General features: G+C 63.4%; 18 protein-coding genes. 8 read left to right on the forward strand and 10 right to left on the reverse strand.

Features of this window, described 5'->3' with window-relative positions; translation table 11 throughout:
- The first annotated feature begins 69 nt into the window (after positions 1-69).
- Positions 70-1,686 carry a bifunctional phosphoribosylaminoimidazolecarboxamide formyltransferase/IMP cyclohydrolase gene (gene purH, locus AC3EML_RS02445; protein ID WP_352520804.1) on the forward strand — a complete coding sequence of 539 codons (1,617 nt, stop codon included), beginning with the start codon at positions 70-72 and terminating at the stop codon, positions 1,684-1,686.
- A 44-nt stretch (positions 1,687-1,730) separates the two neighbouring features.
- Here purH and AC3EML_RS02450 read toward each other — a convergent pair whose 3' ends face one another.
- Both AC3EML_RS02450 and AC3EML_RS02455 read right to left on the reverse strand, forming a co-directional pair.
- Positions 1,731-3,110 (reverse strand): MFS transporter, encoded by a 1,380-nt coding sequence (locus AC3EML_RS02450; RefSeq protein WP_352520803.1) that lies wholly within the window; start codon positions 3,108-3,110, stop codon positions 1,731-1,733.
- Positions 3,111-3,373: 263 nt separating this feature from the next.
- Positions 3,374-8,164: an NAD-glutamate dehydrogenase gene (locus AC3EML_RS02455; protein WP_352520802.1), complete on the reverse strand. Its 4,791-nt coding sequence runs from the start codon at positions 8,162-8,164 to the stop codon at positions 3,374-3,376.
- A 131-nt stretch (positions 8,165-8,295) separates the two neighbouring features.
- Here AC3EML_RS02455 and AC3EML_RS02460 point away from each other — a divergent pair, with 131 nt between their 5' ends.
- Entirely contained in the window at positions 8,296-8,859 is a 564-nt protein-coding gene (locus AC3EML_RS02460; protein ID WP_023736824.1) for a peroxidase-related enzyme, read from the forward strand.
- A 3-nt stretch (positions 8,860-8,862) separates the two neighbouring features.
- Positions 8,863-9,303 carry a hypothetical protein gene (locus AC3EML_RS02465; RefSeq protein ID WP_023736823.1) on the forward strand — a complete coding sequence of 147 codons (441 nt, stop codon included), beginning with the start codon at positions 8,863-8,865 and terminating at the stop codon, positions 9,301-9,303.
- A gap of 25 nt (positions 9,304-9,328) precedes the next feature.
- On the opposite strand, the gene AC3EML_RS02470 is transcribed toward AC3EML_RS02465, so the two are convergent.
- On the reverse strand, positions 9,329-9,943 hold the full coding sequence (locus tag AC3EML_RS02470) for a LysE family translocator (RefSeq protein WP_023818262.1): 615 nt from the start codon (positions 9,941-9,943) through the stop codon (positions 9,329-9,331).
- 141 nt (positions 9,944-10,084) lie between these two features.
- On the opposite strand from AC3EML_RS02470, the gene AC3EML_RS02475 reads away from it, so the two are divergent.
- Complete coding sequence (locus AC3EML_RS02475) at positions 10,085-11,119, forward strand: L-idonate 5-dehydrogenase (protein WP_352520801.1); 1,035 nt, start codon at positions 10,085-10,087, stop codon at positions 11,117-11,119.
- Between the two features lie 340 nt (positions 11,120-11,459).
- Positions 11,460-12,086, forward strand: coding sequence for a DUF1062 domain-containing protein (locus AC3EML_RS02480; RefSeq protein WP_023830138.1), 627 nt, complete (start codon positions 11,460-11,462; stop codon positions 12,084-12,086).
- 17 nt (positions 12,087-12,103) lie between these two features.
- On the opposite strand, the gene AC3EML_RS02485 is transcribed toward AC3EML_RS02480, so the two are convergent.
- The 3 genes from AC3EML_RS02485 to typA form a co-directional block, all read right to left on the reverse strand.
- Positions 12,104-12,310: a hypothetical protein gene (locus tag AC3EML_RS02485; RefSeq protein ID WP_023688850.1), complete on the reverse strand. Its 207-nt coding sequence runs from the start codon at positions 12,308-12,310 to the stop codon at positions 12,104-12,106.
- A gap of 52 nt (positions 12,311-12,362) precedes the next feature.
- On the reverse strand, positions 12,363-13,109 hold the full coding sequence (locus tag AC3EML_RS02490; RefSeq protein WP_023704967.1) for a M48 family metalloprotease: 747 nt from the start codon (positions 13,107-13,109) through the stop codon (positions 12,363-12,365).
- 243 nt (positions 13,110-13,352) lie between these two features.
- Entirely contained in the window at positions 13,353-15,182 is a 1,830-nt protein-coding gene (gene typA / locus AC3EML_RS02495; RefSeq protein WP_023681424.1) for a translational GTPase TypA, read from the reverse strand.
- Between the two features lie 197 nt (positions 15,183-15,379).
- Here typA and AC3EML_RS02500 point away from each other — a divergent pair, with 197 nt between their 5' ends.
- Positions 15,380-15,658 (forward strand): hypothetical protein, encoded by a 279-nt coding sequence (locus AC3EML_RS02500; RefSeq protein ID WP_245262865.1) that lies wholly within the window; start codon positions 15,380-15,382, stop codon positions 15,656-15,658.
- Between the two features lie 47 nt (positions 15,659-15,705).
- Here the strand turns inward: AC3EML_RS02500 and AC3EML_RS02505 are convergent, their stop codons facing one another.
- Together AC3EML_RS02505 and AC3EML_RS02510 are read right to left on the reverse strand one after the other, a co-directional pair.
- Entirely contained in the window at positions 15,706-17,280 is a 1,575-nt protein-coding gene (locus AC3EML_RS02505; protein WP_352520800.1) for an alkaline phosphatase D family protein, read from the reverse strand.
- A 260-nt stretch (positions 17,281-17,540) separates the two neighbouring features.
- Positions 17,541-18,824 (reverse strand): MFS transporter, encoded by a 1,284-nt coding sequence (locus AC3EML_RS02510; RefSeq protein WP_023835196.1) that lies wholly within the window; start codon positions 18,822-18,824, stop codon positions 17,541-17,543.
- Positions 18,825-18,897: 73 nt separating this feature from the next.
- On the opposite strand from AC3EML_RS02510, the gene AC3EML_RS02515 reads away from it, so the two are divergent.
- Entirely contained in the window at positions 18,898-19,515 is a 618-nt protein-coding gene (locus tag AC3EML_RS02515; RefSeq protein ID WP_352520799.1) for a TetR/AcrR family transcriptional regulator, read from the forward strand.
- Between the two features lie 255 nt (positions 19,516-19,770).
- Positions 19,771-20,367 (forward strand): hypothetical protein, encoded by a 597-nt coding sequence (locus AC3EML_RS02520; protein ID WP_023712049.1) that lies wholly within the window; start codon positions 19,771-19,773, stop codon positions 20,365-20,367.
- Between the two features lie 227 nt (positions 20,368-20,594).
- Here AC3EML_RS02520 and ppa read toward each other — a convergent pair whose 3' ends face one another.
- Positions 20,595-21,128, reverse strand: a complete 534-nt coding sequence (gene ppa / locus AC3EML_RS02525) for an inorganic diphosphatase (protein WP_023668623.1) — start codon at positions 21,126-21,128, stop codon at positions 20,595-20,597.
- A 123-nt stretch (positions 21,129-21,251) separates the two neighbouring features.
- Complete coding sequence (locus AC3EML_RS02530) at positions 21,252-21,758, reverse strand: GNAT family N-acetyltransferase (protein ID WP_023688843.1); 507 nt, start codon at positions 21,756-21,758, stop codon at positions 21,252-21,254.
- Positions 21,759-21,850 lie beyond the last annotated feature (92 nt).

Consider the following 21,850-nt stretch of genomic DNA (forward strand, 5'->3'; position numbering starts at 1 on the left):
TTGATTTCCTGATGTCATGTGCTACGGCCCGGCAACGCTCTCCAATCAGCCCTGAAAGGCCGCCAGCCCATGGCCGTCGCCGCCAAGAACATTCCGGCACCCGACCTCCTTCCGGTCCGCCGCGCCCTGCTTTCCGTCTTCGACAAGACCGGCCTGATCGACTTCGCCAAAGGGCTGGTCGCGGCCGGCGTCGAGCTGGTCTCGACCGGAGGCACGGCAAAGGCGATCGCCGAGGCGGGGCTGGCGGTGCGTGACGTCTCGGAACTGACCGGCTTTCCCGAGATCATGGACGGCCGCGTCAAGACGCTGCACCCGTCGGTGCACGGCGCGCTGCTCGGCGTGCGCGACGATCCCGAACACGCCAAGGCGATGCACGATCACGGTATCGAGCCGATCGATCTGCTCGTCTCCAATCTCTACCCGTTCGAGGAGGTCCGCCGTTCCGGCGCCGACTATGCCGCTGTTGTCGAGAACATCGACATTGGCGGCCCGGCGATGATCCGCGCTTCGGCCAAGAATCACGCCTATGTCGCCATCGTCACCGATCCCGGCGACTACGCCTCGGTGCTGAACGCGCTGGAGATGAACATCGGCTCGCTGTCGCTGGATTTCCGCCAGAAGCTGGCGGCCAAGGCCTTTGCCCGCACCGCCAGCTACGATGCGGCGATCTCCGGCTGGTTCGCCGAAACGCTTGAGATCGAGCACCCGACCTGGCGCGCCTTCGGCGGCAGGCTGGAAAGCGTCATGCGCTATGGCGAGAACCCGCATCAGAGCGCCGGCTTCTACGTCAATGGCGACAAGCGGCCCGGGGTCGCCACGGCTCGCCAGTTGCAGGGCAAGCAGCTGTCCTACAACAACATCAACGACACCGATGCCGCCTTCGAGCTGGTCGGCGAGTTCGACCCAAACCGCTGCGCCGCCGTTGCCATCATCAAGCACGCCAACCCGTGCGGCGTCGCCGAGGACGCTTCGCTGGCTGCTGCCTATGCGAGAGCGCTGGCCTGCGACCCGGTTTCGGCCTTTGGCGGTATCGTTGCCATGAACCGCATCCTCGATGCCGAAGCGGCTCAGGAGATCGTAAAAACCTTCACCGAGGTGATCATTGCGCCGGACGCGTCGGAGGACGCTGTCCGCATCGTCGCCGCCAAAAAGAATTTGCGACTGCTGGTCACCGGCGGTCTGCCCGATCCGCACGCCGGCGGCATCACTGTGAAATCCGTCGTTGGCGGCATGCTCGTCCAGGGCCGCGACAACGCGGTGGTCGACGATCTCGAGCTCAAGGTGGTCACCAAGCGCGCACCGACTGCGGCCGAGATGGCCGACCTCAAATTCGCTTTCCGCATCGCCAAGCACGTCAAGTCGAACGCCATCGTCTACGCCAAGGACGGCGCCACCATCGGCATCGGCGCCGGCCAGATGAGCCGCGTCGATTCCTCGCGCATCGCCGCCCGCAAGGCCCTCGACGCGGCGGAAGCAGCTGGCCTCGCGGAGCCGTTGACCAAGGGCTCGGTGGTCGCCTCCGACGCTTTCTTCCCTTTCGCCGACGGGCTCATATCCGCGATCGAAGCCGGCGCCACGGCGGTGATCCAGCCCGGCGGCTCGATGCGCGACGACGACGTTATCGCCGCTGCCGACGCGCATGGCATCGCCATGGTGTTTACCGGCGTGAGGCATTTCAGGCATTGAGCGCCTCTGCCTTTTCCCACAAGGGGAGAAGGAAAAGTGCGTCGCTATTCCACCGGCTGATCCGCCGGGTACGGCGTCCAGATCAATATCGCGATCCCAACGCCCAGGAACAGCACGATGGCCGCCATGCCGAGCCGCGCCGAGCCGCTGGCGAGCGTGATCGACGCCACCATGAACGGCGCCAGGAAACTCGTGGCCCTTCCGGCCAGCGCATAGATGCCGAAATAGCGGCCGGATTCGGCTGCGGTCACGCTGCGCGCCATGTAGGAGCGTGACGACGCCTGCACCGGTCCGAACGCCAGCCCGATTAACAGGCCATAGAAAATGTAGGCCTTTTCCGCCGCCGTGCCGAACAGGCCGCCACTATCGGCTCCCGGCATCATCCAGGCGCCGAACAACGTGTAGCCTGGCCCGGTCGAAACGATGCCGATGGTGGCGATGCTGAGCAGGACGAGCGAAATCATCACGATGGTCTTGGAGCCAAGCGCGGTGTCCAGCCATGCGGCAACCAGGCAGCCGACGATGGCGACGACGTTGAGGATAATGCCGAACATGCCGATCTCGGTGATCGACCAGTGGAACATCGCTGCCGCAAATGTGCCGCCCAAAGCGAGCAGCGCATTGACGCCGTCCTGATAAATCATGCGGGCGACAAGGAAGCGGAAGATGCCTTTGCGCCGGCGCACTTCAGTCAGCGTCGACTTCAGTTCCGACAGCCCCTCGCGCACCGCCGGCCCGATCGGAACGCCTTTGATGGCGTCCGGCGTGAAGAAGAACATCGGCAGGATGAACAGGAAATACCAGCCGGCCGACAGCGGCCCGGTGGCGCGCGCGTCCTCGCCGAGTTTCGGGTCGAGCCCAAAGAGCGGGTCGATGCCGATGATCGTCTTGCCGGTCTCCGGCGAACCCGCCAGACAGGCGACGACAAAGATCAGCGCGATCATGCCGCCGAGATAACCAAGTCCCCAGGCAATGTTGGAGACGTGGCCGATCTCGCTCTTCGGCACCAGGCGCGGCATCATCGAATCGTTGAACACGGTCGAGAATTCCGCCGCGACCGAAGCGAGAGAAAAGAACAGCACCACCAGGAAAAGGTTCGAGCCGGGAGCGGCGAACCATAGCAGGCAAAGGCTGATGATCTTGATCGAGGCGAAGAACGCAATCCACGGCTTGCGCGGCCCGGTCTGGTCGGCAATCGAGCCGAGGATGGGAGACAGCACGGCAATGACCAGGCCCGCAACAGCGATGCCGTAGCCCCAGGCCGCCTGGCCTGAGACCGGATCGCTCGCCATGCGCGAGACGAAATAAGGCCCGAAGATGAAGGTGGTGACGACGGTGAAAAACGGCTGCGCCGCCCAGTCGAAGAACATCCATCCCCAGATGCCGCGCCCGGATGCCCGCTGCACTGTTTCTACCGCCGCCATGATGATTCCCCGGGACACCGCGCTTGTCGGATGCCATGTCTGCATGTTTCGAATGCTCATGCAAACCGCCAAAGATTCGCGCTGCCCCTCACCTGGATGTCGCCGCTGTCTACCTGCATAGAGACGCGAAGAAAGGCGCCGCGCCCCTACCTCCCCCTTGTGGGGAGGTCGGACCGAAGGTCCGGGTGGGGGTCGGTGCCGCACCCCCACCCCGCTGCTTCGCAGCGACCCTCCCCACAAGGGGGAGGGTAAAGTCCCGAGCCTCACATCCCCGTCAGATCGCTCATCAGCCCCGAAGCCACCGACAGCCTGGACACGGTGATATCCCCGCCTTCGGTCAGCGCCTGCAGCCGCTCGCGGATGCGCGCCACGCGCTCGCCTCCGGCTTCCAGCCAGGCCGCCACAGGATCCGCCGTCCCGGCATGGCCGGCGAGAGCCGCCACCGCAATGCCGCGCCGCGCCGCGCCGATCGTGTCGGTGGCGCGCGACAGCGCCAGCTGGTCGTAATAGTCCGACGGCGTGATTGAACGCGCCGCCTCTTCGACGCGCGGAATGCGGAAGGCATCGCTGACGGCGAAGAACGCCTTGGCCGAGGCGACGACGTCGGCATTGGCCGTGCGCGCCGTCAGTGCGATGTCGGGGATCAGTCCCGCCACATCGGCCATTGCCAGCTGCCCGGCGAGCTTTTCCGGGGCGCCGGCCTTGAACAGGCCATCCCGCCTCTCCTCGACCCGCTCGCGGGAGAAGGCCGGCAGCAGCGAGAGCAGCTTCGGCTCCAGCGCCATGCGCGCCTCTTGCAGTTCGGCAATGCGCTGGCCGAGCGCTGCGGTGCCGGCATCGTTCTTCAGGTACCAGCCGCTGGTCACGAAGATAAGCCGGCTGACGGACTGGTAGAGATCGAGCTGCGCCTGGCCGTCGATGTGGCTGTCCAGCGCATCGATCTCCCGATAGAACGCCGGCAACGCGAAGCCGTCGCGCACCACGGCGAAGGTGCGCACCACGTCGGCCGCGCTGCGCCCCGTGGCTTCCTGCAGCCGGTTGACGAATGACGGTCCGCCGCGATTGACGAGATCGTTGGCGACGACGCGGGCGATGATTTCGCGGCGCAGCCGGTGGCCATGGATCTCGGCCGCATATTTCTTCGTCATCCGGTCAGGGAAATAGCCCATCAGGTCGCGGTCGAAATGCGCGTCGTCAGGCACGTCGCTGGCGACGATGTCGGAAAACAGCACGATCTTGGCATAGGCGAGCAGCACGCCAAGCTCCGCCCGGGTCAGCGGCTCGCCACGCGCCTCGCGCTCGGCAAGGGCGGCCGGCGACGGCAGCGTCTCGACAGCGCGGTCGAGCAGGCCCCGAGCCTCCAGCGCCGCCATGAAGCGGCTCTGGTGCGCGATGTCGGCAAGGCCGCGCTTGCGGGCGATGGAAAGCGCCAGCGTCTGTTCGTAATTGTTGGACAGCACGAGGCCGGCGACCTCGTCGGTCATCTCGGCTAGCAGCTTGTTGCGCGCCGGCCGGGTCAGCGATCCCTTGCGCATGGCGGACGCCAGCGCGATCTTGATGTTGACCTCGACGTCGGAGCAGTTGACGCCGCCGGAATTGTCGATGGCATCGGAGTTGCAGCGACCGCCATTCATGCCGAATTCGATGCGGGCACGCTGCGTGACGCCGAGATTGGCGCCCTCGCCGATCACTTTGGCCCGCACATCGAGCGCGGTGATGCGGATGGCGTCATTGGCGCGGTCGCCGACTTCGGCATTGGTTTCGCCCGAGGCCCGTAAGTACGTGCCGATGCCGCCGAACCACAGAAGGTCGACGTTCGCCTTGAGGATGGCGGTCATGATCTCGGCCGGTGTCGCGGTGGTCTTGGCGAGGCCAATCGCCGCCGCCGCTGCCGCAGGCAGCGTGATCGACTTCTGGCTGCGCGAGACGATGACGCCGCCTTCCGACAGTTTGGTCTTGTCATAGTCCTGCCAGGACGAACGCGGCAGCGCGAACATGCGCTCGCGCTCGGCCATCGACGCTACCCTGTCTGGATCGGGATCAATGAAGATGTCGCGATGGTCGAAGGCGGCGATCAGCCTGGTCTGCGGCGACAGCAGCATGCCGTTGCCGAACACGTCGCCCGACATGTCGCCGACGCCGACGACGGTGAAGGGGGTGGCCTGGATGTCGCGGTTGATCTCGCGGAAATGCCGCTTGACCGCTTCCCAGGCGCCTTTGGCGGTGATGCCCATCTTCTTGTGGTCGTAACCGGCCGAGCCGCCGCTGGCGAAGGCATCGTCGAGCCAGAAACCGTGTTTCTCCGAAATGGCATTGGCGGTGTCGGAGAAGGTTGCCGTGCCCTTGTCGGCGGCGACGACAAAGTAGGGATCGTCAGGATCGCGCCTGACGACGCCGGCTGGGGGTATGACGCCATCGAGGCCGATATTGTCGGTGATCGACAGCAGGCTGGAAACGAAATTCTTGTAGGCCGAGGTGCCGGCCTCGAAGATGGCGTCGCGGCCGGCGCTCATCGGCAGCTTCTTCGGATAGAAGCCGCCCTTGGCGCCGACCGGCACGATGACGGCGTTCTTGACCTGCTGCGCCTTGACCAGGCCGAGCACCTCGGTGCGGTAATCCTGGGCGCGGTCCGACCAGCGCAGGCCGCCGCGCGCAACCGGGCCGAAGCGCAGATGCACGCCTTCGACCTCGGAACCATAGACGAAGATCTCGCGCCACGGCCGCGGCGCTGGCAATCCTTCGACCGCTTGCGAATCGAGCTTGATCGCCAGCGACTGGCCCCGCGCCTTCGTTCCCGCAACGAAATGGTTGGTGCGCAACGAGGCTTCGATCAGGTTGAGATAGCGGCGGATGATCGTGTCGTCATCAATGTTAGGGACTTCCTCCAGCGCGTCCTTGATCTTGGCCTTGAGGTGCTTGGCGGCGATCACGCCTTCCGTCTCGGCGGTCGGGCCGAGACGAGCGACGAACAGTGCATGCAGGCCGCGCGCAATGTCGGGATAGCGATTGAGCGCGGCCGCGATGAAATCCTGGCTCTGCGGGATACCGGCTTGCTGCAGGTAGCGGCCATAGGCGCGCAGAATGCTGACTTCGCCCGACCACAGGCCGGCGGTCTGGGCAAGCCCGTTATAGCTGTCATTGTCGATGTCGCCGCGCCAGACCGACAGGAACGCGTCCTCGAACAGCGCGCCGCCATCGCTGAGGTCGATCGGCTTGCCGTAGCTGTTCTCCAGTTCCATGTCGTGGACGAAGACGGTGTCGCCGCCGTCCTCGCCAACTTCGAAGGTGCGCTCGCTGATGACGCGGAAGCCGATGTTTTCCAGCACCGGCACGCGACGCGACAGCGCTACCGGGCTGCCGTGGTGGTAGATCTTCAGCGCTGCCTGATGCGGTTTCTGCTCGGCATGGCGGTAATAGTCGATGGCGATCGGGTTGGCGGTGCTGATGCCGGCGATGCGCCCCGCATCCTTCAGCGCGACGGCCGCGCTGAAGGAATCGCGATAGCTCTCAGGCAGACGCGCGGCGATCGCCTTCAGCGATGGATCGCCGCCGACGGCTTCCGCGGCTTCGGCCAGCGCGTCGTCCCAGGTTCGCACGATGTCGCGGATCGCCGCTTCGATCACAGCCTGCTCGACCTTCGGCGTCTTGCCGCCGGAGCGGCCGATGATGAAATGCACACGCGCCAGCCCGCCCTCGGGGAAAGCCGGATAGTAAGCCGACAAACGGCCCTCGAAGACGGTCTTGAGATAGGTGCCGATCTTCTCGCGCACGACGCTGTCATAGCGGTCGCGCGGCACGAAGACGAGGATCGAGACGAAGCGGTCGAACTGGTCGGCGCGCACCAGCGCCCGCACCCGCGGCCGCTCGACCAGGCCGAGAATGGCCGAGGCGTGCTTCTTCAGGATCGGCACCGGCACCTGGAACAGTTCGTCGCGCGGATAGCTCTCCAGAACGTTGATCAGCGCCTTGCCGGAATGGTCGTGCCGGTCGAAGCCGGACTTGGCGATGATGGTCTCGGCCTTTGACCTCAGATACGGGATTTTCATCACCGAGCGCGTGTAGGCAGTCGAGGTGAACAGGCCGACCATGCGCAACTCGCCGGCAAGCGTGCCCTTGGCGGTGTAGGTTTTGACGCCGATATAATCGAGATAAATGCGGCGGTGCACCAGCGACTTGGCGTTGGCCTTGGTGACGATCAGCGGCTCCGGCCCATGCAGGAAGGCGCGGATTTCGGGCGTCGTCGTCACCGCCTCGGTGCCGCGCCGGAGCACCAGCACATCCGGGTCGGCGAGGATGCCGAGACCGGGTTTGTCAGCGCGCTCCAGATTGCCGCTCTCCGCGCCGCCGGAATATTTGAACTCGCGCATGCCAAGGAAAGTGAAATTGTCGTCGCGCAGCCATTCAAGGAAGGCGATGGCCTCGGCAACGCTCTTCTTGTCGAGCGGCACGGCGGAATAGCGGAATTCGGAAATCGCCTGGTCGAGACGGGCGAGCATCGGCTTCCAGTCGCTGACGGCGGCGCGCACCTGGTTGAGCATCTTGCGCAGGCGGTCGGCCAGCGCGTCGGCCTGCTCCGCCGTCAGGCGCGGAATATGGACATGGACGACGCTCAGGCGGTCGTGATTGCCATCGTCCTTGAGGGCGCTGCCGTCGCCGAGGATCTCGTCGACGCCGGCCTTGCCGTGACGCACGACGATGACCGGATGGGTGACCAAAGTCGGTTCGCCGGCAGTTTCTGTGATCTCGCCGAGGATCGAATCGAACAGGAACGGCATGTTGTCGTTGACGACGGTGATGATCGTCATCGGGCGGCCCTCGCGGGAGACGCCCGACCCGGCATCGACGGCGACGACACTTTGGCCCTTCTTGTGGGCGGCGACCGCACGTCCTGCCAGGTCGGCGGCTCGCTCCAGGTCGGCGGCGTCATAGGCGGCAATGTCTTCGGCCGGCGCGCGGGCCAGCAGATAGTCGGCGAGCCTGGCCGGCTTCCCGTCGGGTTTCACCCCGGCAGTGGCTGTTTTCTTCGGCTTAGCTGCGGATTTCACGCTCGCCATGTTGTCCTCCCGTCACATGCTTTTACGACTATGGTAGCAGATGACCGCTGTTTGGCGACAAAGGTTTGACGGCTCGATAAGAATTACAGGAATTCGACGGTCAGGCGGCGGTGAACGAGGAGGAAGACCCCATGTCCGGCAAAATCAGCGCACTTGACTTGGGTATCGCCGAACTGAGCGAGGCGACAAAAGCCTATTTCGCCAAATGCGAGGAAAAGCTCGGCCTGGTTCCCAACGTGCTTCTTGCCTATGCCTTCGACGAGAAGAAGCTGCGCGCCTTTACCGAAACCTACAATGATCTGATGCTGGGTGAATCCGGCCTGTCGAAGCTGGAACGGGAGATGATCGCGGTCGTCGTCTCCTCGATCAACCATTGCTATTATTGCCTGACCGCGCATGGCGCGGCGGTGCGCCAGATCTCCGGCGATCCGGCTCTCGGCGAGATGATGGTGATGAACTTCCGCGCTGCCAATCTTTCACCGAAACAGACGGCGATGCTCGAATTCGCCGTCAAGCTGACGGAAGAGCCGGCAAAGATCGTCGAGGCGGACAGGGAAGCACTGCGCAACGCCGGCTTCACCAACCGCGACATCTGGGACATCGCCTCGACCGCCGCCTTCTTCAACATGTCGAACCGCGTGGCGGCGGCCATCGACATGCGCCCGAACGACGAATACCACGCCATGGCGAGGTGACCAATGACGATAGATACGTCAGGCAAGTGGTGGGTTGGCAGCGAGCCCACTGACATCGGAGAATACTTGGAAGCCTATGGCGCCGACAACGCCGAGGTTCATGACTTCAGGCTCGCCCGCTGCAAGTGCGGTTCCATCTCGTTTCTCCTCGATGCCGACGATGACGAGGGTGTGGCGCGACGAACGTGCACGGTCTGCGGATCCGAGCATCTTATCTGCGACAGTGCGGAATTTTGGGACGAAGCCCAGCCGGAACGATGGGCGTGCACCGAGTGCGGCTCCGAAGCTGCAAACATCGGCGTCGGGTTTTCCATCTACCCGGAACGTGACGGCGTTCGCTGGCTGTATGTTGGCGTACGATGCGCGGCCTGTGGCGTTTTGGGATGCTTCGCCGGCTGGAAAGTTGGCACGTCTGATAGCATGGATCTATTGGACAAAGTCTAGCTTTGAGGTTCCCATAGAAAGGCGGTCAGGATCGCGCCGCGATGGCCCCGGCAGCGCCGGCCATCGTCGTGGCGCTGATGCGGTTGGCGATCTTCATCGCACGCTTGCTCTTCAACAGTTTGCGCGCCTGTGAGGCCGCGACGACCCAGGCGAGATCGATGGCGATCAGAACCACCGCCATCGTCGCCGTCAGTTCGACCCAGCCGATGACACTCACCGAAGCGAGGTCGATGATCGTCGGCAGCAGCGCCAGATAGAACATCATGATCTTGGGATTGCCGAGCGTCACCGCCATGCCGGCAAAGAACAGCTTTGTCGCCGAATCCTCGCGCGGCATCTCGCCTTCTTTTGCGTCGACAGGTGCGGTCCACATCTTGAAGGCGAGGTAGGTGAGGTAAGCGACGCCGATCCATTTCACGACGACGAAGGCGAAATGGAAGGTCTGCGCCACGACCGCCAGCCCGAACACCGCCAGCGACAGCCAGATGGCCTCGCCGATCCACATGGCGAGCAGGAACGGAAACACGTCACGAAAGCCCTTCGAGATGACGCGGGCAACCAGTGCGGCGATCGACGGTCCGGGCGAACCGGCGGCGACGAACAAGGCGGCGGCGAAGATCAGGAGCGAGGTGAGGTGCATGACGGAGCCTTCGAGCGTTGGATGGCGAAGAATATCCGATCGGCGTCAATTTGGCACCCCTCTGCCTGATGAGCCAACGAACGCGACACATTTCGGAGATCGGACTTGCCCGTGCCAGCGGTTTGAGAAAGGATCGCGGCCGTGAAATCAATCGTCATCCACGCCGCAAAAGACCTGCGCATCGAAGAGACCGATTCGGGCGCGCCTGGCGCCGGACAGGTCGAAATATCGGTCGAGGCCGGCGGCATCTGCGGCTCGGACCTGCACTACTACAATCATGGCGGCTTCGGCGTGGTGCGCCTGCGCGAGCCTATGATCCTCGGACATGAGGTCGCCGGCACGGTGAAGGCGCTTGGCGCCGGCGTCTCCAGCCTCGCCGTCGGCGACCGCGTCGCTATTTCGCCCAGCCGGCCCTGCAATGCGTGCCGATACTGCCTGCAGGGCGTGCAGAACCAATGCCTCGACATGCGATTCTACGGCAGCGCCATGCCGATGCCGCACATACAGGGGGCCTTCCGCCAGCGCCTCGTCGCCGAGGCCTGGCAGTGCCACAAGATCGCCGACCATGTCTCCATCAACGAAGCCGCCTTTGCCGAGCCGTTCGCGGTAACGCTGCATGCCGTCAACCGCGCCGGCTCGCTGCTCGGCAAGCGGGTCTTGGTCACCGGCTGCGGGCCGATCGGTGCGCTCAGCATCCTTGCCGCACGTGTCCACGGCGCGCGTGAGATCGTCGTCACCGATGTCATGGACGCGGTTCTGGCCAAGGCCAACGAGATCGGCGCCGACCGCACCATCAATGTCGCCACAGATGCCGACAAGCTCGCTGGCTACAATGTCGAGAAGGGCAGTTTCGACGTCATGTTCGAATGCTCCGGCAATGAGCGCGCGGTGCGAGCCGGGCTCGATGTGCTGAAGCCGCGCGGGGTGCTCGTGCAGCTCGGCCTAGGCGGCGACATGTCGCTGCCTCAGAATCTCATCGTCGCCAAGGAGATCGAAATGCACGGCTCCTTCCGTTTCCACGACGAGTTCGCGCTGGCCGTCGATCTGATCAACAACCGTCGCGTCGACGTTAAGCCGCTGCTGACCGGCATCTATCCAATGGACGAGGCGGTTGCGGCATTCGAGATCGCCGGCGACCGCAACAAATCGATGAAGGTACAGATCGCCTTCGCCTGAGCAGGGCGAGACACCCTATGAACCTTGCCCGCTCGGCATCTTGCCGCTAGAAGAACCGTCCCGACATTCATTTCGAGCTTCATTTTGCCTCAGTAACCGCCGGTCTCGCCAACTCCCCTGATCACACTTGGCAGGGCGCCGCATTAAGCGGTGCCTGCTCCATTTCACGTGTTCCTCAGGCGGCGGTTCGAGACCGGTTTGGCACTGCTGAACCGTTGTCGCGCGCTTTGCCGCCCGTGACAGCTGATTTCCGACATAGCTAGCTCTCGCCACGCCGTGCCCGCATGGGCATCTCGCCATTGCCGGCCTGAAGAACTTCCACACTGGAAGGTCTTCCGGCTTGTCCCAACATCTCGCTATCCACTGGGCAATCGCGCCCGAAATCGCACCTCGACCCCTGATCCACTGCAACCGCTGCGGCGCCGTGAAAGCCTATCGCTGCAGCGACAAATTCCGCGTCAACGCCAATGGCAAACGCATTGATGTCTGGCTGATCTATCGCTGCATCGACTGCGACAATTCGTGGAATTTCGGCATTTTCGAACGCTGCAACCGCCGCGACATCGAACCCGCGCTGCTGGCAGCGCTCGAAAGCAACGATCCGGCCCTCGCCCGCCGCCATGCCTTCGATGTCGTGGCTTTGCGAAACCGGGTCGGCCGCGTCGAAGAGTTTCCCGATGTCGCCGTTCACAAACACCGGCTCGGCGGCGAAGGCCGACCCGCAGCCGCGCTTGAAATCAGGCTTGGGCTGGAAATGCCGACATCGCTGCGGCTCGACCGTCTGCTCGCCGGCGAACTCGGCATCTCGCGGTCGCGGCTTCAGGCACTGGAGGAGAAGCTGGTGTTGACCGTCTTTCCGGAGGGAGCCAAGGCTTTGCGCAAGCCGGCTCGCGAGGGGACGACCATCCGCATCGACCTAGCCGGCGAAGCGGATCGCGAAGTCATCATCTCGGCGGCCGGAGGATGAGCCGCTGCGGCCAGGGGTTAATCGCTCTCTTCAGAGGTCGAAGCGATCAAACCCTTGGCCGCTTCGAGATCGCTGTCGGCGACCTGCACATGGGTCAGGCTTTGCCCGCTCGTATCGAGATGCGCCGAAAATGCATAAATCCCGTAGGCTTGAAGCATCGATATGCAGACCGCGGCCTCGGGCCGATTGTCGAATACCGCAGCCGTGACCAGTTTGTCGCTCATTGCGCGCCCTTAAGCTGCACCGACCACCTTGGCCGACCTTTCGAAACGCATCCTATACGGCTTCCAACTCCTTGGCATTTTTCCGTCGTTCAGACGCGCCAAGGAACCGCAGAGGAAAAGTAAGCATCCATAGATTGGGATGTGCCCTGCGCATCATTTTCCATGCGTAGCGGTCTGCCTGCTTTTCCTGATCGGGGTCTTGTCCCATTTCGACATGCTGCAGCGCATGGTGGCCTATTTCGTGATAGAGCGTTTTCTCGATCATGAATCTGCGAAATGCGTTGCCAATCCAATGTTTGGATGGGCGTCGCCAGACAATCTCGATGACCGATACTGTCTGGAGGTAAGTGCCGGCGAACTCGGGTTCGGGGATTTCCGGGATTATATAGATTCGCGAAATGCCAATCAGATCGGCTGCAGGTACATTTGCAAGCCAGTGGCCAATGTGCCGCGCCGCCTCCAAACCACTGTCGAGCTTGCCATGCTCCAGAACAGTGATGTCGCCAACTGAAGACCGCAGCCAGTCGTCCATCGCAAAGCGAACGATGCTGCGGAGCGCAGCGCGCATAAGGGGAGTTATCGGTCCTGCAAGCGAATCCGAAATATATCGTCGAGATGCATCTTCGTTAATATCGTGCAGGGCAGTAGCGAGGCCCGCCACAACCGTTGAAACTTCGCGATGGGAAACCTTACCCAGATCGATCTTTGCCAGCTCATACTCGATCGCCGGCAGTGCCGCGTTGCCAAATCCAACAAGCTTTTTGTGGGCTGCGAGCCTTCGCCGCGTGTCGTCTTGCATAAGACTCCGCACGAAATCCCGAACGGCATTTCGCACACCCGTTTCCTCGCCTCCACCCACAGCTAGCATACCGTGCGGAGGAGTGAGAGGAACGAGAATATCATGACACTATGAGCTTCCGCTGTGGTCCTTTGAAGAGACACCGCTGGGCTGGCTGGGCGCCAGGCTGCTCCCAGTGGGAAGCCTGTCCCATTCGGCGAGACGATGGGTTGGGTCGTCCCCATCTCGCCAAAACAAAAACCGTTACGCCGCGCCGACCACTTTGGCCGACTTCTCGAAGCGCTTGCGCTCGTTCGGGTCGAGATAGAGCTTGCGCAGGCGGATGGTCTTCGGCGTCACCTCGACCAGCTCGTCGTCCTGGATCCAGGCCAGCGCGCGCTCCAGCGTCATGCGGATCGGCGGCGTCAGCTTCACCGCCTCGTCCTTGCCGGCGGCGCGGATGTTGGTCAGCTTCTTGCCCTTCAGCACGTTCACTTCGAGGTCGTTGTCACGGCTATGGATGCCGATGATCATGCCCTGATAGACCTTGACGCCCGGGTCGATGACCATCGGGCCGCGGTCTTCGAGGTTCCACATGGCATAGGCCACTGCCTCGCCCTGTTCGTTGGAGATCAGCACGCCGTTGGTGCGGCCCGGCAGTTCGCCCTTGTAGGGCTGGTAGGCGTGGAACAGCCGGTTCATCACGGCGGTGCCGCGCGTGTCGGTCAACAGTTCCGACTGGTAGCCGATCAGTCCGCGCGTCGGCGCGTGGAAGACGATGCGCTGACGGTTGCCGCCCGAAGGCCGCAGCTCGACCATCTCGGCCTTGCGCTCCGACATCTTCTGCACGACGATGCCGGCGTGCTCCTCGTCGACGTCGATGACGACTTCCTCGACCGGCTCCAGCAATTCACCGTTCTCGCCCTTCTGCATGACGACGCGCGGACGCGACACGGCGATTTCAAAGCCTTCGCGGCGCATCGTCTCGATCAGCACGGCCAGCTGCAATTCGCCGCGGCCGGAAACGAAGAACGAATCCTTGTCGGGCGATTCCTCGATCTTGAGCGCGACATTGCCTTCGGCTTCTCGCAGCAGGCGGTCGCGGATGACGCGGCTGGTCACCTTGTCGCCTTCAGTGCCGGCGAGCGGCGAATCATTGACCAGGAAAGACATGGTCACGGTCGGCGGATCGATCGGTTGCGCATGCAACGCCTCGGTCACCGCCAGGTCGCAGAACGTGTCGGCGACGGTGCCTTTGGACAGGCCGGCAATGGCGACGATGTCACCCGCCTGCGCCTCTTCGATCGGCTGGCGCTCGAGGCCACGGAAAGCGAGGATCTTGGAGATGCGGCCGGTTTCGATCTGGGTGCCGTCATGGTGCAGCACCTTGACCGCCTGGTTGGACTTCAGCGTGCCGCTCTCGATACGGCCGGTAATGATGCGGCCGAGGAATGGATTGGCTTCCAGGATGGTGCCGATCATGCGGAACGGGCCGGGATGAACGGTCGGCTCCGGCACATGCTTGATGACGAGGTCGAACAGCGGCGCCAGGCCCTGGTCCTTCGGGCCTTCCGGATTTTCCGAGACCCAGCCATCGCGGCCAGAACCGTAGAGGATCGGGAAGTCGAGCTGCTCGTCGGTGGCGTCAAGCGCTGCAAACAGGTCGAACACCTCGTTGACCACTTCGACGTGGCGGGCGTCCGGACGGTCGATCTTGTTGATGACGACGATCGGCTTCAGGCCGACCTTGAGCGCCTTGCCGACGACGAACTTGGTCTGCGGCATGGGGCCTTCGGCGGCGTCGACCAGCACGATCGCCGAATCCACCATCGACAGGATGCGCTCGACCTCACCGCCGAAATCGGCGTGGCCGGGCGTGTCGACGATGTTGATGCGGGTGTCCTTCCAGTCGACCGAGGTCGCCTTGGCCAGGATGGTGATGCCGCGTTCCTTTTCGAGGTCGTTGGAATCCATGGCGCGCTCGGCGACGCGCTGATTGTCGCGGAAGGAACCGGATTGCCGCAGCAATTGGTCGACGAGGGTGGTTTTTCCATGGTCGACGTGCGCGATGATCGCGATATTACGAATTTTCATTTTGTGGTCTCGGGAGCGTTGCAGGCAGCAGGCCAGAAGGCGCCGCCTCTTTCGGTTGCGCGGCTCATACAGGGTTTTTCGCAATTGCGAAAGAGGAGGCGCACCACCAAATACTCATCAAATCTTAAGCATCTCGGTGTGAGATGGTTTTGTTAACCAAGGCGGGAACCTTTCTGGGCCCGGGTAGTTCGAAATTCATGACCGACAAACTCAACCGATTTTGGCCCCTCATCGCTTCGGTCGCATTCGCTGCCGTGCTGGCGGCCAATGCCGCTCAATCGGCCGCCACGGTGAAGGAAGCCAATCCGGCGTCGTCGCCCGACCGGACGGCCGAGCAGATGTTTGCCGACGCCCCTGATGGCGTCGACCCCGTGGTCACCGGCCCGGTCAGCGCCTCTTTCAAGCAGAGGCAGCGGGTTGCAGGCTGCGACAGCGCGGTGTGGCCGAAGATTCCGACGGTTTGCTACCCGGACTGACGGCTGCCCATTCCAGGCATAGCGATCCTTCGCACCGGCCCAAAGGCTTACGCCGACCGCACCGGATCGAGCGTCACCTTGTAAAGCTCGATGTCGTCGCGATCCATCAGCCGCACGGTCAGCTGCTCTGTCGCCCCTGAAATGTCCACCAGGCCAAAGAACTGCAGGCCGGCCGAGGGTGGCAGGTTCTGGCCCTGTTCGGTGGTCGGCGCCTTGATGAATTTCAGCTCCGGGCCGAAGGTCATGTCGAAATCATTGGGACCGAAGGTACCGGCGTGGATCGGGCCCGAGACGAATTCCCAGAAAGGATTGAAATCCTGGAACCGCGCCTTGTCGGGGTTGTAATAGTGCGCCGCCGTGTAGTGGACATCGGCGGTCAACCAGACCGTGTTGGTGATGCCGGCAGTCTTGATGTAGCGCAACAGGTCGGCGATCTCGAGCTCGCGGCCTTTGGGCAGGCCATTGTCGCCATTGCTGATGGCTTCCGCGCCGACCTTCTTGGCGCCGTCGTCCCAGACGACGAGGCCGAGCGGCATGTCGGCGGCAATGATCTTCCAGGTCGCCCTGGAATTCGTCAGCTCGCGCTTCAGCCATTTCGTCTGCTGTTCGCCCAGCATGCGTGACTGCGGCGTCATGTCCTCCTGCATGTCGGGGCCGTTCGGGCCGCGATAGGAGCGCATGTCGAGGAAGAACACGTCGAGCAGCGGCCCATGCGCGATCTTGCGGTAGACGCGGCCGGGCTCGGACGGCTCGTAGCGGATCGTCGTCATCTCATGGAAGGCGCGCGCCGCACGCGCCGCGAGCACATGGATGGATTTTTCGGTGTAGCGGCTGTCGGCGCCGAGATTCTTCGAATCCGACCAGTTGTTCAGCACCTCGTGATCGTCCCACTGGTAGAAGGTCGGGCAGATGGCGCTCAAGGCCAGAACGTTTTTGTCCATCATGTTGTATTTCCACTGGTCGCGGTACTCATCCAGCGTCTCGGCCACCTTGCGCTTGCCGTCGATCAGGACGACGTTTTTCCACTTGCCGCCGCCAGGCAGGTCTACCTCGTCCTTCATGGCGCCATCGGCATAGATGGTGTCGCCGGAATGCAGGAAGAAATCCGGCGTGTGCCTGGCGATGGTGGCGTAGGTTTTCATGCCGGTCTCATCGATTCCCCAGCCCTGGCCGGCCGTGTCGCCCGACCAGGCGAATTTTATGTCGCGCTTCGAGGCGGGTGCTGTGCGGAAACGGCCGACGATCGGTTCGGAAACGGCGTTGATATCCGACAGGTCGGCGGCAGTCATCCGGTAGAAGATATCCTGGTCGGAGGCGAGGTCGGTAAGCAGGCGCTTGACCGTGAAGTCGCTGGCCGGCGAGGTATCGAGCGGCGCCAGCCGCGTCGCATTGGCGAAGTTTTCCGTCGACGACACTTCGAACATGACGCGCGAAGGCCGGTCGGTGCGCGTCCACACCATGCCGCTCGAGGAATCGACATCGCCGGACTGGACGCCATGGGTGAAGGCCGGGCGCTGGCTGGCGCGCGAATAATAGGGCAAAGCGAGCCCCGATGCGCCGAGCAGACCGGCGGCGCTGGCAGAGGTGACGAAAGCGCGGCGGGTCAACGAGATCTTGTTCATGGCTGTCTCCTGATGGCTTCGAACGGTGCCAGCAAGCTCCAGCTTCAATGTTTCAGCCACATCCCGGGAAGATGAAACTTTGATAACAATCGACAGGTGATCTCCGCCCTTGAGGGGGGAGATGTCGCCGAAGGCGACAGAAGGGGGTCGCCTCGCTTGGAGCGCCGACCTCTGCGCAAGAGGCTGAGTCCGGTCGCACGGACCCCCTCTGGCCGCTTCGCGGCCATCTCCCCCCTGAGGGGGGAGATTAGTACCGCGCCTTACGCCGCTTGCGGCTCCGGATCGAAAGCCGGCCTGCTCGTATTGATCAGCAGCGACAGACACGCAGCCACGATCGCCGTCATGCCGGCGATCAGGAAAGCCAGTTCGTAATTGCCCTGCAATTCGCGCATGGTGCCGCCGAAGGCGGCGGCGGTGGCGGCGCCGACTTGGTGGCCGGCTACGATCCAGCCGAACACGATCGGGCCGCTGCGGTCACCGAAGGCCTCGTTGGCGAGCCTGAGCGTCGGCGGCACGGTGGCGATCCAGTCGAGACCGTAGAGCACCGCGAAGATGATCAGGCTGGTCGCCGAGAAGCCGGAATAGGGCAGATAGATCAGCGCCAGACCGCGAATGCCGTAGTAGACGCCGAGCAGCTTGCGCGGGTCGAAACGGTCGGTGAGCCAGCCCGAGAGCGTCGTCCCGATCAGGTCGAAAATGCCCATAAGCGACAGCAGGCCCGCGGCCTGTACCTCGGGGATGCCCATATCGCCGCAGAAGGAGATCAGATGCGTGCCGACCAGCCCGTTGGTGGTGAAGCCGCAGATGAAGAAGGTGGCGAACAGATACCAGAAGACGCGGGTGCCGGCAGCGCGGCGCAGCGTGTTGAGCGTATGCGCCAGGAAATTGCCTTGCGATGCCGGCGATACCGGCGGCACGTCATCGGCCCCGGCGCCATAGCGCACCATGCCGATCGAAGCGGGACGCTCCGGAACCAACAGCCAGACCAGCGGCAGAAGACAGGCGGTGGCGATCGAGACGGCGGTAGCGACGGGCTGCCAGCCGCCCGACTGGGCGAGCGATGCCAGCAGCGGCAGGAACACCAAGAGGCCGGTGGCGCTGGAGGCCGACATCAGCCCCATCACCAAGCCGCGATTGGTCTTGAACCAGCGGTTGACGATGGTGGCGCCGAGCACGGTGGCGACCGCGCCGGAGCCGATGCCGGAAAACACGCCCCAGGTGAGGAACAGGTGCCATGGCTCGGTCATCAGCAGGCTGAGCGCGGTCGAGCCCGACATGATCACAAGCGAGGCAAGCAGCGTGCGGCGCAAGCCGATACGCTCCATCAATGCGGCGGCAAACGGCCCGGTCAGGCCGTAAAGGAAGATGCCGATCGCGGCGGCAATCGAAACCGTATCGCGCCCCCAGCCGAAGCTTTTATCCAACGGCAGCATCATCACCGAGGGTGCGGAACGAAGCCCGGCCGCGATCAACAGGCAGAGGAAGATGACGCCAACCACGACGAAAGCGTAGCGCTGGCCAAACGGACGGGATTGAGCTATCATGTTACTGACCGGTACGTTGCAGGGTGAGGACCTGTATACGTACCGATCGGTAACACGTCAATCGAGTCATACCATGCCAACGGACAAAAATTTTGAACTGACCATCAAGGACGGTCATGCAGTGGCACCGCCCAAGGCTGCCAAGAAAATCCTCGACGTGGCGTACGACCTGTTCTACCGCCGCGGCATCCGGGCGATCGGCGTCGACGAGATCGTCAAGCGCGCCGGCGTCACCAAGCCCAGCCTCTACCGCAGCTTTCCCTCCAAGGACGAGCTCGCCGCTTCCTATCTCAGGCAATATGACCGTGAGTATTGGGAGCGTTTCGACGAAGCCGTGGCTGCCCACCCCGGCGACCCGCGCGCACAGCTCAGGGCTTTCCTGACTCGCGTCGGCAAGCGCACGCAAAGGCCGGACTATCGCGGCTGCGGCATGACCAACGCGGCGGTGGAATATCCCGAACATGGCCATCCGGCGCGTGTCGTCAGCGAGGCCAACAAGCAGGAGTTGCGCCACCGCCTGCGCGCCATGGCCGCAGCGATGGGCGCTAAAGACCCTGACACGCTCGGCGACGGCCTGCTGCTGTTGATCGAAGGCGCCTATATCAGTGGCCAGCTCTTCGGCCTCGGAGGCCCGGCGGCGGCGGTCGCCCACAACGCCGACCTGCTGATCGAGGCGAGCTTGAAGAAATAACATTTCGAACGTTGGCGCCGCCCCTCACCTGCCGGCATCCTTTCCCGGAAATGGGGCGAGGAACGCTCTCATCACGATTTCGCCAATTGCCAGCGTTGCAAGGTTGTCGCCAGCGGCGCAGCCGGCCACTTTCTCCCGTTCAGGGGGAGAATTGCCCGGCAGGGCGATTTGGGCGGCGCCAACGTTGAGATTGGCACGCTAGGCCGGCCGCAAATTTGGCGATAGGCTGGGGCCAACCTCAAGGGAAAAGTCCGCATGCGAACCCTGCTGCTTGTTCCATTCGCCCTCGCCGCCCTCTGCCAGGCAGCCCATGCCGATGGCATATCCAGCGTCTACACCGACCTCGACTCGCAAAAGGATTGCGTGACCTATGCGCAGGCCGAGGAAGGCGATGGCGACTGGGCCGAACTCGCCTGCTCCGGCTATCGCGGCTATCCCGTGCTGATCGCCTACGACGATGCGCGTGAATCGCTATTCTACGGGTTTCCGCCCGGCGGCGAGATGACCTCGGTCTGGGAGAGCTTTTCCGGCTTCAACTCGTCCGGCGCCAAGGTCGAATGGCGCATCGAGACCAAGGGCGACGTTGCCGTTCCCTTCGCGGTGATCCACCGCCGCTCGATCAGCAATCCCGAGGATGAGAACAAGCCGACCGAAGTGCTGCTCGTCGCCAAGGTCGCCCAGATGGAAGCCCGCGACGGCTGCACCATCGGCCTCGTGCTCGCCACCGGCAACCCTCAGGCCAACGACCAGGCGCGCAAGCTGGCGGACGAAAAGGCGAAGAGTTTCGCCTGTGGCAAGGACAAGCACACCGTCATCGGCAACGTGCCGGCGTTTGGTCGGGTGGATAACTAGCCACGTGGGTGCAAGGCACCCCCCTCTGCCCTGCCGGGCATCTCCCCCTCAAGGGGGGAGATTGGCAGCTTCGCTGGCGGCGCTTTTCTTTCGGCGCTGAAAATTGACGAAAGCCGTTGCGACATCCGATCTCCCCCCTTGAGGGGGAGATGGCCGGCAGGCCAGAGGGGGGTGCCTCGCGCTGGCGTTTGCCGCTTACTTGAACGAGACGCAGGCCTCTCTCGGCGCTACTTCGCCGCCTTCGCCCGTGCGATCGCGTCGACGATCATCTTCTTGGCGTATTTCGAATCGTGCCAGCCTTCGATCTTGACCCATTTGCCGGGCTCGAGATCCTTGTAGTGCTCGAAGAAGTGCTGGACCTGGTCGCGGGTGATCTCGGGCAGCTGCGTGTATTCGGTGACGTTTTCGTAGCGCAGCGTCAGCTTCGGCGAGGGCACGGCAATGACCTTCTCGTCCTGGCCGGCATTGTCTTCCATCACCAGCACGCCGATCGGCCGCACATTGATGACGCAGCCCGGCACCAGCGCGCGCGTGTTGCAGACCAGCACGTCGATCGGGTCGCCGTCGCCCGACAGCGTGTGCGGCACGAAACCGTAATTGCCGGGGTAGCGCATCGACGTATGCAGGAAACGGTCGACGAACAGCGTGCCGGCCTCCTTGTCCATCTCGTACTTGATCGGCTCGCCGCCGATCGGCACCTCGATGATGACGTTGATGTCCTCGGGCGGGTTCTTTCCGATGGCAATGGCTTCGATTCGCATGGCTTAAATCCCTCTCTCGATGTCCAAGATCGATAGCGGGCGGCGCGGCATGGTGCAATGCGGCGATTGGTGCGAAGCGCTAACGGAAGCGCACGGTTTATGATGATTTGTAACCGAGGCCGGTCATTCCCAGACGAAGGCGACCTTCTTGAGCGCCCTCTGCTCGAAAATCTCGACGCCTTCGGCGACGTCACGGCCACCCGCGCCGGCATAGAAGGAAAGTGCGTTCTGGTTGTCTTCCAGCGCCCACACCACCATTCCCTTCAGCCCGTGGTCGGCAAGCCGCGCCCGCGCCGCCTTGAACAGCCGGCTGCCGAGCCCGATGCCCTGATATTCCGGACGCAGGTAAAGTTCGTAGATTTCGCCCTGTTGCTTCAGCTCGCGGGCGCGGTTCTTGCCGATCGTGGCATAGCCGGCGATGGTGCCGCCGATCTCGACCACCAGAACGGTGGCGGCGCGGCGGATGGCGTTGGCCCACCAGTCGGCGCCGCGGCGGTTGATCATCGAGGTCAGCGAGCGATGCGGGATGATGCCGGAATAGGCGCCCTCCCAGGCCAGCTGGTGCACGTCGGCAATGGCGCCGGCGTCGCGCGGTTCGGCTTTCCTGATGTCGATGCTCAGCGTATTCATGATTTGTTAACCATAAACCCGCATCGGCCATTTGCAAGACTCGAGGTCAGCCCGCCGACCGCTTTCTCACAGCCGATCGCGACACTGCTGAC

The sequence above is a fragment of the Mesorhizobium sp. P170090 genome (assembly GCF_057786115.1).